This window comes from Janthinobacterium sp. NKUCC08_JDC (assembly GCF_019345575.1).
In the GTDB taxonomy this organism is placed as follows: domain Bacteria; phylum Pseudomonadota; class Gammaproteobacteria; order Burkholderiales; family Burkholderiaceae_D; genus Janthinobacterium; species Janthinobacterium aestuarii.
In genome coordinates, this window is sequence record NZ_JAHKQW010000008.1 from 74,728 (window position 1) to 89,062 (window position 14,335).

General features: G+C 60.7%; 10 protein-coding genes. 5 read left to right on the forward strand and 5 right to left on the reverse strand.

All coding sequences use genetic code 11. From position 1 onward, the window contains the following. Window positions 1-75: 75 nt before the first annotated feature. Window positions 76-924, forward strand: a complete 849-nt coding sequence (locus KO538_RS19010) for a hypothetical protein (protein ID WP_072457528.1) — start codon at window positions 76-78, stop codon at window positions 922-924. 6 nt (window positions 925-930) lie between these two features. Here KO538_RS19010 and KO538_RS19015 read toward each other — a convergent pair whose 3' ends face one another. Further along, window positions 931-1,437: a hypothetical protein gene (locus KO538_RS19015; RefSeq protein WP_219329317.1), complete on the reverse strand. Its 507-nt coding sequence runs from the start codon at window positions 1,435-1,437 to the stop codon at window positions 931-933. A 255-nt stretch (window positions 1,438-1,692) separates the two neighbouring features. Here KO538_RS19015 and KO538_RS19020 point away from each other — a divergent pair, with 255 nt between their 5' ends. Then, entirely contained in the window at window positions 1,693-2,604 is a 912-nt protein-coding gene (locus tag KO538_RS19020) for an ABC transporter ATP-binding protein (RefSeq protein ID WP_219329318.1), read from the forward strand. 9 nt (window positions 2,605-2,613) lie between these two features. Beyond that, window positions 2,614-6,195 carry a M1 family aminopeptidase gene (locus KO538_RS19025; protein ID WP_219329319.1) on the forward strand — a complete coding sequence of 1,194 codons (3,582 nt, stop codon included), beginning with the start codon at window positions 2,614-2,616 and terminating at the stop codon, window positions 6,193-6,195. A 54-nt stretch (window positions 6,196-6,249) separates the two neighbouring features. On the opposite strand, the gene KO538_RS19030 is transcribed toward KO538_RS19025, so the two are convergent. Then, window positions 6,250-7,029: an acetoin reductase gene (locus KO538_RS19030; protein WP_034754412.1), complete on the reverse strand. Its 780-nt coding sequence runs from the start codon at window positions 7,027-7,029 to the stop codon at window positions 6,250-6,252. Between the two features lie 233 nt (window positions 7,030-7,262). Between KO538_RS19030 and KO538_RS19035 the strand changes: the two genes are divergently transcribed. Then, window positions 7,263-7,679, forward strand: coding sequence for a hypothetical protein (locus tag KO538_RS19035; protein ID WP_219329320.1), 417 nt, complete (start codon window positions 7,263-7,265; stop codon window positions 7,677-7,679). Here KO538_RS19035 and KO538_RS19040 read toward each other — a convergent pair. After that, window positions 7,676-8,158: a DUF1203 domain-containing protein gene (locus KO538_RS19040; protein WP_219329321.1), complete on the reverse strand. Its 483-nt coding sequence runs from the start codon at window positions 8,156-8,158 to the stop codon at window positions 7,676-7,678. The two genes, KO538_RS19035 and KO538_RS19040, sit on opposite strands and share 4 nt — an antisense overlap. A 193-nt stretch (window positions 8,159-8,351) precedes the next feature. Next, on the reverse strand, window positions 8,352-8,867 hold the full coding sequence (gene ssb / locus KO538_RS19045; protein WP_219329322.1) for a single-stranded DNA-binding protein: 516 nt from the start codon (window positions 8,865-8,867) through the stop codon (window positions 8,352-8,354). A 381-nt stretch (window positions 8,868-9,248) separates the two neighbouring features. Between ssb and uvrA the strand changes: the two genes are divergently transcribed. Then, a complete protein-coding gene (gene uvrA / locus KO538_RS19050) occupies window positions 9,249-12,098 on the forward strand; it encodes an excinuclease ABC subunit UvrA (RefSeq protein WP_034754422.1) in 2,850 nt (949 codons plus the stop codon). Window positions 12,099-12,374: 276 nt separating this feature from the next. Here the strand turns inward: uvrA and KO538_RS19055 are convergent, their stop codons facing one another. Next, window positions 12,375-14,246, reverse strand: coding sequence for a phosphoenolpyruvate carboxykinase (GTP) (locus tag KO538_RS19055; RefSeq protein ID WP_219329323.1), 1,872 nt, complete (start codon window positions 14,244-14,246; stop codon window positions 12,375-12,377). Window positions 14,247-14,335: the final 89 nt, after the last annotated feature.

Consider the following 14,335-nt stretch of genomic DNA (forward strand, 5'->3'; position numbering starts at 1 on the left):
GTTGCTACCATTTCCTTATTGCACTGTTGCCCAAAACGTCGCGACAGTTTTCACTTTATCTTGAGGAGTTGCCCCATGTCTGCCATGTCCGTGTTCACCCGCCTGTCCCCACCACGCCCGCACCACCTTGCCTTGCGCGGCGCCATGATGCTGGGCGTGCTGGGTATTGCCACGGCGGCTGCCACGGCGCGGGCTGAACCGTCGCCCACCCTGGACCGCGTCAGCCTTTCCGTGGGCGCGTTTTCCGCCGATCCACGCATCAATATCGGCGCCGACACGCAATTTGGCCGCATCGACGCGCCCGAATCAAAGCCAAGCCATACCACCATCCCGCGCGTCAAGGCGGACTTGCTGATCGGCGACCGCCATGGCCTGGCATTCGACTACTACCGCTACGACAAATCCTACACGCCAAGCCTGACAGGCGAAACCATCATCAATGGCCAGCCCGTCACGGGCACGGCCACGGCGAATGCCGATCTGAAGCTGGACCTGGCCAAGCTGGCCTATAAATGGTGGCTGGGCAGCGGCAACGATACCTTCGGCATCGGCCTGGGCGCCGCCTACTACCACGCCAACCTGAAAGGCACGGCCACCGGCGTCGTCAATGGTGAAACGGCCACGGCACGCGACTCCATCAGCGAGCACGCGTTTGCGCCGCTGCTGGAAGTGGGCTGGCGCCACGCCTTCACGCCGGACTTGCGCATGTATGCGGAAGCGTCGGGCATCAAGAAAAACGGCGGACGCATCAATGGCCACATCTACGGCGGCAATGTCGGCGTGGAATGGTTCCCGTTCAAAAATATCGGTTTCGTGGCCGATTACGGCATCTCGAAAATCAAGCTGCACCGCGACAGCGAACGCGATGCCGACCTGAACATCCGCCTGACGGGACCGTCGGCATATGTGAAAGTACGCTTCTAATCCAGCTCAGGCCGCAGGTTTCAGCAACGTCAGCTGGAACTGCGGCAAGTCCGGATCGTCCCACGCCTCGATCCTGGCGAACGGCAGGCGCGCAAACGCCTGCCGCCAGAACGCGCAGGCATCCGCATCGGCGCGGAACGTCGCCACCATCCACGTCTGCGTGCTGCCCAGCAGCACTCTCCGCACCACTTCCAGCGCCAGCCCCCGGCGCCGGTACTTCTTCAAAATAAAAAAGTCGCTGAACTCCTGCACCGGCAACTCGCCCGCCATGCCGGGCTCCGTGATGAAAAAGCCCGCCAGCGCCCCACCGACCTCGATCCAGACGGCCGTATGCCCGGGCGCATGCACATACTCGGCCAGCCCGGCATCGCACACATCGTAGCGGCCGGCGGCCAGCACATCTTCGCCGCTCCAGGCGGTATTGTCGTAGCAGTACAGCTGGAACAGCCGCGCCAGCGTCCCCTCTTCGCCGGGCGCAACGGCGCGCAATGTCATGTTCTGTATTACCGTCATGGTCCCGTCTTTCCGCCGCATGGCGTCATTGAGATGGCGAGTGTAGCACCACGTCGCTCATCGCTTCCTCCTGCATTCCAGCCCTGCATTTCCACCTTTGGTCGCAAAAATATTAATTTCCTTCCAATTGGTTATATATTATTGTTTTTAAGTAACATCCGCCATCGCGGCTGAAAAACAAGGGTGATCCCCTTCCACAGACCGGCAGGCATGCATCTGCCGGCTTTCATACCCAAGCTCTGGAGAATGCTGCACATGCTATCGATCAAACAGCTGAACAAAACGTATGCCAATGGCGTCAAGGCCATCAACAATGTCAGCCTGGAAATCCCCAACGGGATGTTCGGCTTGCTGGGACCGAATGGCGCGGGCAAGTCCTCGCTGATGCGCACCATTGCGACATTGCAAGATCCCGATAGCGGCAGCATCCATTTCGATGGCGTCGATGTGCTGCAGGACAAGGCCGGCCTGCGCCGCCAGCTCGGCTACCTGCCGCAGGATTTCGGCGTATATCCGAAGGTCAGCGCGGAAACCCTGCTCAACCACTTTGCAGTGCTCAAAGGTTTGACGGAAAAGGGCCCGCGCAAGGAGGCCGTGGAAGCCTTGCTGCAGCAAACCAATCTGTGGGAAGCGCGCAAGCGCAACCTGGGCACGTATTCGGGCGGCATGCGCCAGCGCTTCGGCATCGCCCAGGCGCTGCTGGGCGCGCCGCGCCTGGTGATCGTCGATGAACCGACGGCCGGCCTGGATCCGGACGAGCGCAACCGCTTCCTGAACCTGCTGGCGAAGATCGGCGAGCAAGTGGTCGTCATCCTGTCGACGCACATCGTCGACGACGTGACGGATCTGTGCCCGCGCATGGCGATGATCGTCAAGGGACAGGTGCTGGTGCAGGGCGCGCCGCAGGCGGCCATCGATACGCTGCTGGGCAAGGTCTGGCGCCGCAGCGTCAGCATGGACGAGCTGGCGCAGTACCAGCAAACCTTGCACGTGCTGTCGACGCGCCTGGTGGGCGGCAAGCCGCAAATCAATGTGTTTGCCGACAGCCAGCCCGACAGCGGCTTCACGCAGATCGCCCCGGACCTGGAAGACGTGTACTTCCTGCACGTGCGCAACGCCGCCCGCAACGGCGCCGCCGCGCCGGCCGCAGCCGCAGCCGCAGCGTAAGGGGCCGCCATGTGGAAGGAATTTTTCAAGTTTGACCTCGGCTATCAGCTGAAACAGCCGCTGCTGTGGATATTTGCCGTCATCCTCGCCTTGATGGCGTTTGGCGCCAGCAGCAGCGATTCGATCCAGGTCGGCGGCGCCATCGGCAACATCAACCGCAATGCGCCCACCGTGGTGGCGCAGTTGCTGACGATGTTCAGCCTGCTGTCGATGTTGCTCATCACCATCTTCATCGCGGGCGCCGTGCTGCGCGACAGCGAAGTGGGCATGGCCGACATGCTGTTCGCCACGCCCATGCGCAAGTGGGATTACCTGTTCGGCCGCTTCGCCGCCGGCTTCGTCGCCTGCCTGGTGATCTTTGCCGCCATCGCCCTGGCCATCATGCTCGGCCCTCTCATGCCCTGGGTCGACCCGCAGCGCGTGGGCGCGTTCTCGCTGCATGCGTACGCGTGGAGCTTCGGCGTGATGGTAATCCCGAACCTGCTCTTCATCGGCGCCCTGCTGATGCTGCTGGCAGCCACGACGCGCTCGATGTTGCTCGTCTACGTGGGCGTGCTGGGCTTTTTCGTGCTGTGGGGCATGGCCGGCGCCTTTACGCGCGACATCAACAACGAATGGATCGCCGTCCTGCTCGACCCGTTCGGCATGCGCGCGTTCGGCCGCATGACGCGCTACTTCACGTCCGCCGAAGCGAACGCGGGCCTGCCACCGTTTTCCGGCTTCCTGCTGGCCAACCGCTTGCTGTGGCTGGCCATCACGGTGGTGCTGTTCGCCGCCACCGTGATCCTGTTCAAGCCGCAGCGCACGGGCACGGGCAAGCGCCTGTTCGGCAAGCACAAGGCAGAGGCCACCGCGCCGGCCGTGGCGGCGCCGCTGCACCTGCCGCGCAGCGTCCCCACCTTTACGGGCGCGACAGCCTGGCGCCAGTGGTGGCAAATCCTGCGCTTCGACGCCGTCGGCGTGTTCAAGAGCGTGCCCTTCCTCGTCATGCTGCTGTTCGCCGTAATCAACCTGATCGCCGGAGCGAATATCGGCAAGAACATGTACGGCACGGCCGTGTATCCGATGACGCATTTGATGCTGCAAAATATCAACAACAGCTTCAGCTTCATGCTGATCATCATCGTCACCTTTTACGCAGGCGAACTGATCTTCAAGGAGCGGCAAGCCAGGATCGCCGACGTCAGCGATGCCATGCCCGTGCCCAGCTGGGTCCCTCTGCTGGCCAAATGCACGGCCCTGGTCGGCGTCATCGCCGGTTACCTGCTGGTGGGCGTCATCGCGGCCATCGGTTTCCAGCTCTACAAGGGCGGCGCGCCCGTGGAACTGGGGCTGTACCTGAAAGGCACCCTGCTGGGGGCCCTCTTCTTCGTGCTGATGGCCTTGTGCGCCCTCACCCTGCAAGTGCTGTCAAATAACAAGTTCATCGGCTACCTGCTGGTGATCCTGCTGATGGTGGCGCAAATGGTGCTGGGCATGCTGCACTTCGAACACAATCTGTACGCGTTCGGCGGCACGCCGGCCATCAAGTATTCGGACATGAACGGCTATGGCCACTTCCTGGCCGGCTGGTCCTGGTTCGCGCTGTACTGGAGCCTGTTCACGGTGGCCCTCGTCATGCTGGCGCAGGCATTCTGGGTGCGCGGCCTGTCCGCCGACTGGCGTGCGCGCGTGCGCCTGGCCCGCCAACGCCTGAGCGGCAAAGCTGGCGCCGCGCTGGCCCTGGTGCTGCTATGCTGGGCCGGCACGGGCGGCTGGATCTTCTACAACACGAATGTGCTGAACCAGTACGAAACGGCGAATGTCAGCATGGACAAGCAGGCGCTCTACGAAAAATTGTACAAGCAGTACAAGGACTTGCCGCAGCTGAAGATCACCGATATCCAGGCCGACGTGGATATCTATCCCGAGCAACGCAAAGTCTTGATCAAGGGCCACTACGTGCTGCAAAACAAGACGCAGCAGCCGCTCGACACCTTGCGCATCCAACTCAATCCGGACTTGGACACGCACTGGTTGAACTTGCCTGAGCACAAGGTGGCGCTGGACGACAAGGAAGTGGGCTTCAGCATCCTCAAGCTGGCCCGTCCCGTGGCGCCTGGCGCTACCCTTCCGCTCGACTTCACGGTGGCCGTCACGCATGCGGGCTTTACCAACAGCGGCGCGCCTGACCAGGTCAACCTGAACGGCAGTTTCTTTAACAACCAGGCGTATTTCCCGCACTTCGGCTATGCCAAGGAAATGGAGCTGACGGATCGCAACGAGCGCCGCAAGCGGGGACTAGGCGAACCGCAGCGCATGGCCAAGCTGGAAGACACCTCGGCGTATGGCAATACGGTCTTTGGCGGCGAGGCGGACTGGATCCATTTCGACACGACGGTGTCCACCAGCGGCGAGCAGATCGCCCTGGCGCCCGGCTACCTGCAGAAGAGCTGGGAAAAGGATGGCCGCCGCTATTACCGCTACAAGATGGACCAGCCGATGATGCCGTTCTTCGCCTACCTGTCGGCGCGCTGGGAAGTCAAGAAAGATGCGTGGAAAGGCTTGCCGATCGAAATTTATTTCGATAAAAAGCATGGCTACAATACGCAGCGCATGATTACCTCCGTGCAAAAGTCGCTCGACTATTACACCACCGAGTTCACGCCCTACCAGCACAAGCAGGTGCGCATCCTGGAATTCCCCGGCTACCAGAGCTTCGCGCAGTCGTTTGCCAATACGATCCCGTATTCGGAAGGCATCGGCTTCATCGCCGACCTGCGCGACAAGGATGACATCGATTATGTGTTCTACGTCACGGCGCATGAAATGGCGCACCAGTGGTGGGGCCATCAAGTGATCGGCGCCAACGTGCAGGGCGCCACCATGCTGATGGAGTCCTTGGCGCAATACTCGGCCCTGATGGTGATGGAAAAGGAATACGGGCGCGACAAGATGCGCCGCTTCCTGCGCTATGAACTGGACCGCTACCTGAGCGGACGCGGCGGTGAAGCCATCGAGGAACTGCCGCTGGCGCGCGTGGAGGGACAGCAATATATCCACTACAACAAGGGCAGCCTGGTGTTCTACCGCCTGCGCGATGAAATCGGCGAGGAAGCGCTGAACCGTGCGCTGAAACGCTATCTGCAGGACAAGGGCTACCAGCAGGCGCCGTTCACCACGTCGTCGGAACTGCTGGCCTACATCCGCGCCGAAGCGCCGCAGGACAAGCAGGCGCTGATCACGGACCTGTTCGAGAAAATCGTCTTCTACGACAACCGCGTCACGCAAGCGAGCGCCGTGCAGCGCAAGGACGGTCAGTGGGATGTCACCATGCAATTGCACTTGGCCAAACTGGAGTCCGACGGCAAGGGCAAGGAAAGCCCACGCGCCTACGACGAGCCGGTGGAAATCGCCATCTTCGCGCGCCCGGCGGGCGGCAAGGAAAAAGATGAAAAAGTCCTGTTCACCGACAAGCGCGTGTTGTCGGGCAGCGACCCCGTGATCACCATCACGGTGAAGGAAAAACCGTTTGAAGTGGGCGTCGATCCGTACAACAAGATGATCGACAGGGTTCCGCGCGACAATCGCAAGGAAGTCAGCGTGAATTAATCGATGGGGGTCTGACGGGGACGCCGATTCCCCGCCAGCCCCCCAATCACGCCATCAACGGTACACCAATCCCCCGTCGATCAGCGGCGCCTGGCCCGTCATGTAATCGGCATCGGGCCCCGCCAGGAAGGAGACGAGCCCTGCCACGTCGTCCGGCGTCTCGGCGCGCCCCAGCGCGATGCCGTCCACATATTTTTTATACGTCGCGCCCAGCTCGGCGCCCGTCACTTCAGCCATGCGCTTGTCGATCTCGGTCCACATGTCCGTGCCGACGACGCCAGGGCAATACGCGTTGACGGTGATGCCGTCGGCCGCCAGTTCCTTGGCCGCCGCCTGCGTCAGCGCGCGCACGGCAAACTTGGTGGCCGAGTACACGCCCAGCAAGGCAAAACCGTCATGACCGGCGATGGAGCAGGCATTGATGATCTTGCCTTTCTGCTTGCGCTTCTTGAAGGTCTTGGCGGCCGCCTGGATGCCCCAGAGCGTCCCTTGCACATTGATGCGCATGATGCGGTCGACCTCTTCCGGCGTCACGTCGAGCAGCGGCTGCACTTGTGCGATACCGGCGTTGTTGACGATGATGTCGAAGCCGCCCAGCTCCTGCTCGGCAAACGCCACCGCTTCGGTGACCTGAGCGAGCTGCGACACGTCGGCAATGAAGGTGACGGCGCGGCGTCCCAGCGCGCGCACTTCAGCGGCGGCCGTGTCCAGCTTTTCCTGGTTCAGATCCACCAGCGCGATATCGGCGCCATCCTTGGCCAGGCGCAAGGCGATCGCCTTGCCGATACCTTGCGCGGCCCCCGTGACGAGCGCGACTTTTCCGGAAATACCCATGCTGCGTTCCTTTCAGAGTAGTGAGAAGAGACGCTTCAGCCTACCTGAATTTCGTCTTTTTCCGCGTATTGAAACGTGCGCGCCCGGAAAAAGCGCACAGGTCAAGAAAGGAGGAAAAAACGCACCGGCACACGCTATACGAGCGCTGCCGTACTGGCCAATCGCGGCATCTGGCGTAACATGGCCAGCATCGCCGGCGAGCGCGCTGGCACCACGTTCAAGAGGAAGTCCCCATGCCGCGTCGCCATCTGCCCATTCGCGCCAGCCTGCTGCTGGCAGCCCTCGTTTTCACCATGCCCGCCTGGAGCGCCGACCCGGTCCACAAGGAAACAGTGGAACTGACGGCAGGAAAAACCGTGCACAGCGTGAAAGGCAAGATCAAGGGCTACGCCACGGCCGAATACACGGTGACAGGCAAGGCCGGCCAGACCCTCAGCCTCAAGCTGAAGACCAACCAACCGTCGAATTACTTCAACATCCGCCAGCCAGGCCAGGATGAAGCCCTGTTCATCGGTTCATCCGGCGGCAACAGCTACCAGGCAAAACTGCCAGCCGATGGCGAGTACACGGTACAGGTTTACCTGATGCGCAACGCGGCGCGCAGGAATGCGGTGGCGACATACACGCTCGATATCGGCTTGCGCGATTAAACAAGGGAGCTGCCAACACGGTCGATACGGCCCGCGTAACAGCCCCGCTTGGCATTGTGGACGTGAATATAACTGACGTCCGCATTGGCAAATAATTCTGCAATGACGGCTTCCACGGCAGTGCCGTCCACCACGTCGGCATCGAGCATCATGCCATCGGCAGCATAGGCGCGCAGCGACAACATGCGCCGCCGCATCGATTCCGGCACCTGGTTGACAGCATCGTACGCTTGCGTGGCGCCCTCGCGGACAAAAATGGCGTGGCAAGCCCGGTAAGGCGTCATGGCGGGCTGGCACACATGATTCAATAACAGCACGGTCTCGCCCAGTTCGGCGTCCATCAGCGTTACACGGTCAGGAAATCCGGGGTGTTGGTCGACCACCTGGCGCCGCATGCCGAACGCCGTTAACTCGGCATCGGACAAGGAAAAATAGGGCAGAAAAGGTTCGGGCGACAGCCCCGTAATACGAAAATCCATACTGTTCTCCGGTGTCGTCAAAACCACCATCAGACCAGCATGGGGACGGCGCCGCCATCCGCTTCTTGCTATGGAATGTGACCATGCGTCACGGAGTGCCTTCTAGCGCCCGTGCGCATAAAAAAAGCCTGCTTCACGGAGGAAGCAGGCTCTTTATCGGCAGTGTCTGACGGCAGGCGTCAGAATGGCGTGCTTAGAAAGGGATGTCGTCATCCATATCCGAGAAGTTCGGCGCTGGCTTCGGTGCCGGGCGTGGCACCGGTGCCGGAGCTGGACGCGGGGCTGGCGCCTGGCGCGGGGCCGGGGCATCGTAGCCGCCGCCACCGCCACCACCGTAGCTGTCATCGCCACCGCCGGCGTCGCCGCCCATGCCGGAACGGCCGCCCAGCATTTGCATCTGTTCCGCGATGATGTCGGTTGCGTACTTCTCGACGCCGTCCTTGTCCGTGTATTTACGGGTTTGCAGACGGCCTTCGACGTAGACGGACGAGCCTTTTTTCAGGTATTGGCCGACGATTTCCGCCAGACGGCCGAAGAACGAGATACGGTGCCACTCTGTCAATTCTTTTTGTTCGCCCGTGTTGCGGTCCTTCGATTTGTATGAAGTGGCCACGGCGATGTTGGCGATCGCGTCGCCGCTAGGCATGTAGCGGATTTCCGGGTCACGGCCCAGATTGCCGACGATGATGACTTTGTTGACTGATGCCATGAATAACTCCTGATGAACTGCAGCGGGAGCCGGTGTCCCGCGCGTTAGTTTAGTGTACTAAACGAGGATTATAAGCGACCACGCGGCGCAAAGCACCCGCTTTCTGGCGGACGCCCTCTCCCGTGCGGCAGCACGTTTTTTTCACGGCAGGTGAAAACAAGAAACTTGAATACTGGTATTATATACAGTATTCAAACGTCAGTACGCATCTGCATCAAACTTTGTCAGGGCACGTTCGCCCGGCGGCGCAATCCGCCCATGGACGCCTCAGGCATGCAGAGCAAAACCCGGCTATAGTTACAGGTTGACCCGTTGTGGCTCCTCATCCGCACCCAGGCACAATGCGCCGGCCGCACCACTCACTGAAAGCAAGGCAATCACATGGAACAGATCCGCATTCGCGGCGCTCGCACGCATAACCTCAAGAATATCAATCTCGATTTGCCGCGCAATAAGCTGATCGTGATTACCGGCTTGTCCGGCTCCGGCAAGTCGTCGCTGGCTTTCGACACCTTGTACGCTGAAGGCCAGCGCCGCTATGTCGAGTCGCTGTCGGCCTATGCACGCCAGTTTTTGCAGTTGATGGAAAAGCCCGATGTCGACCTGATCGAGGGCCTATCGCCGGCCATCTCCATCGAACAGAAGGCAACGTCGCACAATCCGCGCTCGACCGTGGGCACCGTGACGGAAATCCATGATTATCTGCGCCTGCTGTATGCGCGCGTGGGCACGCCCTACTGCCCCGACCATCCGGAAAACGCGCTGGCCGCGCAATCCGTGTCGCAAATGGTCGATGCCGTGCTGGCCATGCCGGAAGACACCAAGCTGATGATACTGGCGCCCGTCGTTGCCAACCGCAAGGGCGAACACGTGGACCTGTTCGAGCAGATGCAGGCGCAGGGCTTCGTGCGCTTTCGCGTGCAGAGCGGCACGCATGCGGCCAAGATCTATGAAGTCGATGACCTCCCGAAACTGAAGAAAACGGAAAAACACACGATCGACGTCGTCATCGACCGGGTCAAGGTGAACCAGGAGATCAAGCAGCGCCTGGCGGAAAGTTTCGAGACGGCACTGCGCCTGGCCGATGGCCGCGCCATTGCCTACGAAATGGATACGGCCCAGGAGCACGTGTATTCCAACAAGTTCGCCTGCAATGTGTGCGGCTATTCCCTGCAGGAACTGGAACCGCGTCTGTTCTCGTTCAACAACCCCATGGGCGCCTGTCCGGAATGCGACGGTTTGGGACACATTGAATTCTTTGACCCGAAACGCATCGTCGCGTTCCCGAACCTGTCGCTTGCCTCGGGCGCCGTCAAGGGCTGGGACCGCCGCAACCAGTTTTACTTCCAGATGCTGTCGAACCTGGCCGCGTATTACGAGTTTGACCTGGACATGCCGTTCGAGCAGCTGGACTTGAATTCACAGCAAGCCGTGCTGTACGGTTCCGGCAAGCAAGTGATTCCGTTTACCTATGTCAACGAACGGGGCCGCACCGTCATCAAGGAACACACGTTCGAAGGCGTGGTCAACAATCTGCAACGCCGCTACCGCGAGACGGATTCGATGGCCGTCAAGGAAGAATTGGCCAAGTTCATCAATGAAAAATGCTGCCCCTCATGCGATGGCGCACGCCTGCGCGTGGAAGCGCGCTTCGTCAAGGTCGGCACGGGCAAACAGCAGCGCGCCATCTATGAAGTGGCGGGAAAACCGCTGCGCGAGACCCTGGAATTCTTTGAAAAGCTGAAACTGACGGGCGCCAAGAAAGAGATCGCTGACCGCGTGGTCAAGGAAATCATTTCACGCCTGAAATTCCTCAACAATGTGGGCCTCGACTACCTGTCGCTGGACCGCAGCGCCGACACGCTCTCCGGCGGCGAAGCACAGCGCATCCGCCTGGCGTCGCAAATCGGCTCCGGTTTGACGGGCGTCATGTATGTGCTCGACGAGCCGTCGATCGGCTTGCACCAGCGCGATAATGACCGCCTGATCGAAACCTTGAAACACTTGCGCGACATCGGCAACAGCGTGCTGGTGGTCGAGCATGACGAGGACGCCATCCGCACGGCCGACTACATCGTCGACATGGGCATCGGCGCGGGCGTGCACGGCGGCGAGATCATCGCCGAAGGCACCCTGCAAGACATTCTCAAAAACAAGAAATCGCTGACGGCGCAATACCTGAACGGCAAGCTGAAAATCGCCGTGCCGGCCAAGCGCCACGCCAGCAATCCGGAAAAGCAGCTGGTCATTACTGGCGCGACGGGCAACAACCTGAAAAAGGTGTCGCTGAGCTTGCCTGTGGGCTTGATGACATGCGTGACGGGCGTGTCCGGCTCGGGCAAATCGTCGCTGGTCAACGATACCTTGTATCCGGCCCTGTCGCGCCATTTGTATGGTTCGCAGACGGAACCGGCGCCGCACGAGTCGATCAGCGGCCTGGAACACTTCGACAAGGTCATTTCCGTCGACCAGGCGCCGATCGGCCGCACGCCGCGCTCCAATCCCGCCACGTACACGGGCTTGTTTACGCCGATCCGCGATCTGTTCTCCACGGTGCCGACGGCCAAGGAACGCGGCTACAGCGCAGGCCGCTTCTCGTTCAACGTCAAGGGTGGGCGTTGCGAAGCGTGCCAGGGCGATGGCGTGATCAAGGTCGAGATGCATTTCTTGCCTGACGTCTACGTGCCGTGCGACGTGTGCCACGGCAAGCGCTACAACCGCGAAACACTGGAAGTGCAATACAAGGGCAAGAACATCACGGAAGTGCTGGGCATGACGGTGGAAGAAGCGCATGAATTCTTCAAGCCCGTCCCTTTGATCGCACGCAAGCTGCAAACCCTGCTCGACGTGGGCCTCGGCTACATCAAGCTGGGCCAGAGCGCCACGACCCTGTCCGGCGGCGAAGCGCAGCGCGTGAAACTGTCGCTGGAATTGTCCAAGCGCGACACGGGCCGCACCCTGTACATCCTCGATGAACCGACGACGGGCTTGCACTTCCACGATATCGACTTGCTGCTGAAAGTCATCCACCGCCTGCGCGACCAGGGCAACACTCTGGTGATCATCGAGCACAACCTCGACGTCATCAAGACGGCCGACTGGATCGTCGACCTGGGTCCGGAAGGCGGCGCAGGCGGCGGCCAGATCATCGCCACGGGCACGCCGGAAGACGTGTCACTGAACCCGGCCAGCGTGACGGGTAAATACCTGGGGCCGCTGCTGAAGCAATAACGACGGCAGCGCAATAAAAAACGGCGCGGATTGCTCATGCAATCCGCGCCGTTTCTCTTTTTGATAGCACCCCAGTCATTGCCGGCGTGTCATTTATCTCACGCCAGTCTTTGCTGGCGTGTTTCTCCCCCACTACAACTCTCAACACCTGACAAGCTACTGCGCGGCGCGCTTTGCGGCCTGCGATGCTCACCGTGCTTCAGCACGGTTGCGCTTCTTAGCCACAAATCACTGCCGCTCGCTACGCTTGTCAGATGCCGCTTTACGCTAACTTAGTTATGCACTCAGCCGCTTTTCCAGCGCAGCCTTGTTATCTGCCAATTCCTGCGGCAGATGATACGCGAGTTTTTCAAACAACTGCGTATGCAATTTCAACTCTTCCACCCACGCGGCCTTGTCGATCGAGGTGATGGTGTCGAACTGTTCTTGCGTGAATGGCAGGCCATCCCAGTTCAGGTCGCCATACTGCGGTGTCGTGCCGAACAGGTTTTCCACACCGCCCGCCTTGCCTTCGATACGCTCCAACATCCATTTCAGCACGCGCATGTTGTCGCCAAAGCCAGGCCAGACGAACTTGCCAGCCTCGTCCGTACGGAACCAGTTGACGCAGTAGATCTTCGGCAGGGCAGCGGGGTTGACCTTGCCCACCTTGACGCCCATGTCCAGCCAGTGCTGGAAGTAATCGCTCATGTTATAGCCGATAAACGGCAACATGGCAAATGGATCGCGGCGCACGACGCCCATCTGGCCCACGGCCGCGGCCGTCGTTTCCGAGCCCATGGTGGCCGCCATGTAGACGCCTTCGACCCAGTTGCGCGCTTCGGTAACGAGTGGCACGGTGGTCGAGCGGCGGCCGCCGAAGATGAAGGCCGAGATCGGCACGCCGGCCGGATCGTCCCAGGCCGAGTCGATCACGGGGTTTTGCGTTGCCGCCACCGTGAAGCGGGCGTTCGGGTGCGCCGCCTTGGTACCGGACGCCGGCGTCCAGTCCTTGCCCTGCCAGTCGATCAAATGGCTAGGTGCTTCCTTGGTCAAGCCTTCCCACCAGACATCGCCGTCGTCCGTCAACGCCACGTTGGTGAAAATCGTGTTGTCGCGCATGGACGCCATGCAGTTGTAATTGGTTTTTTCGTTGGTGCCTGGCGCCACGCCGAAATAGCCTGCTTCCGGGTTGATCGCATACAAACGGCCATCGGCACCTGGCTTGATCCAGGCGATATCGTCGCCGATGGTGGTCACTTTCCAGCCATTAAAACTTGCCGGCGGGATCAGCATGGCGAAGTTGGTCTTGCCGCAAGCCGATGGGAACGCTGCCGCGACGTAATGCTTCTTGCCTTCCGGCGATTCCACGCCGAGGATCAGCATGTGTTCGGCCAGCCAGCCCGGGTTGTTGTCCGATGCTTGGGCTTCCTGGTAGCCCATGTTCGAGGCGATACGCAGGGCGAAACATTTCTTGCCCAGCAAGGCGTTGCCGCCGTAGCCGGAACCGAAGGACCAGATTTCACGCGTTTCCGGGAAATGCACGATGTACTTGGTGCTGTTGCACGGCCATTTCACGTCGGCCTGGCCGGCAGCCAGCGGTGCGCCCACGCTGTGCACGCATGGCACGAATGCGCCATCGGTACCCAGCACGTCGTACACGGCACGGCCCATGCGGGTCATGATCTTCATGTTGACGGCGACATACGGCGAATCGGACAGTTCCACGCCGATGTGCGCGATTGGCGAGCCCAGCGGGCCCATCGAGAATGGCACGACATACATGGTGCGGCCGCGCATGCAGCCATCGAACAGGCCGTTCAGAGTGTGGCGCATCTCGCCAGGCTCGGTCCAGTTATTCGTCGGGCCGGCCGCCTCTTTCGTTGCCGAGCAAATATACGTGCGGTCTTCGACGCGGGCCACGTCGCTCGAGTCGGAGCAGGCCAGGTAGGAATTCGGGCGCTTTTCGGCATTGAGTTTTTTCATGGTGCCGCTGGCAACCATTTCGGCGCACAGGCGCTCGTACTCTTCTTGCGAACCATCGCACCAGTAGATGCGATCTGGCTTGGTCAGCGCGGCAATGTCTGCCACCCAGTTGATCAGTTTCTGTTGTTTAATATAAGCTGGGACGTTGAGTGCGGCGACGCCACCCATGACGGGCTGATTCATATTACCTCCAATACCAATAAAAGAAATTCTGGTCGTTCCGGCAAGACAGGCAGCATCGTTGAGAGGTGGCTGCGGCTCACTGCGGGCGG

What these genes read in the sequence shown, in the direction of transcription:
- KO538_RS19020 (WP_219329318.1), top strand. Translation starts at nt 1,693, where the DNA reads ATGCTATCGATCAAACAGCTGAACAAAACGTATGCCAATGGCGTCAAG.
- KO538_RS19055 (WP_219329323.1), bottom strand. Translation starts at nt 14,246, where the DNA reads ATGAATCAGCCCGTCATGGGTGGCGTCGCCGCACTCAACGTCCCAGCT.
- KO538_RS19030 (WP_034754412.1), bottom strand. Translation starts at nt 7,029, where the DNA reads ATGGGTATTTCCGGAAAAGTCGCGCTCGTCACGGGGGCCGCGCAAGGT.
- KO538_RS19035 (WP_219329320.1), top strand. Translation starts at nt 7,263, where the DNA reads ATGCCGCGTCGCCATCTGCCCATTCGCGCCAGCCTGCTGCTGGCAGCC.
- KO538_RS19010 (WP_072457528.1), top strand. Translation starts at nt 76, where the DNA reads ATGTCTGCCATGTCCGTGTTCACCCGCCTGTCCCCACCACGCCCGCAC.
- KO538_RS19040 (WP_219329321.1), bottom strand. Translation starts at nt 8,158, where the DNA reads ATGGATTTTCGTATTACGGGGCTGTCGCCCGAACCTTTTCTGCCCTAT.
- KO538_RS19025 (WP_219329319.1), top strand. Translation starts at nt 2,614, where the DNA reads ATGTGGAAGGAATTTTTCAAGTTTGACCTCGGCTATCAGCTGAAACAG.
- uvrA (WP_034754422.1), top strand. Translation starts at nt 9,249, where the DNA reads ATGGAACAGATCCGCATTCGCGGCGCTCGCACGCATAACCTCAAGAAT.
- ssb (WP_219329322.1), bottom strand. Translation starts at nt 8,867, where the DNA reads ATGGCATCAGTCAACAAAGTCATCATCGTCGGCAATCTGGGCCGTGAC.
- KO538_RS19015 (WP_219329317.1), bottom strand. Translation starts at nt 1,437, where the DNA reads ATGACGGTAATACAGAACATGACATTGCGCGCCGTTGCGCCCGGCGAA.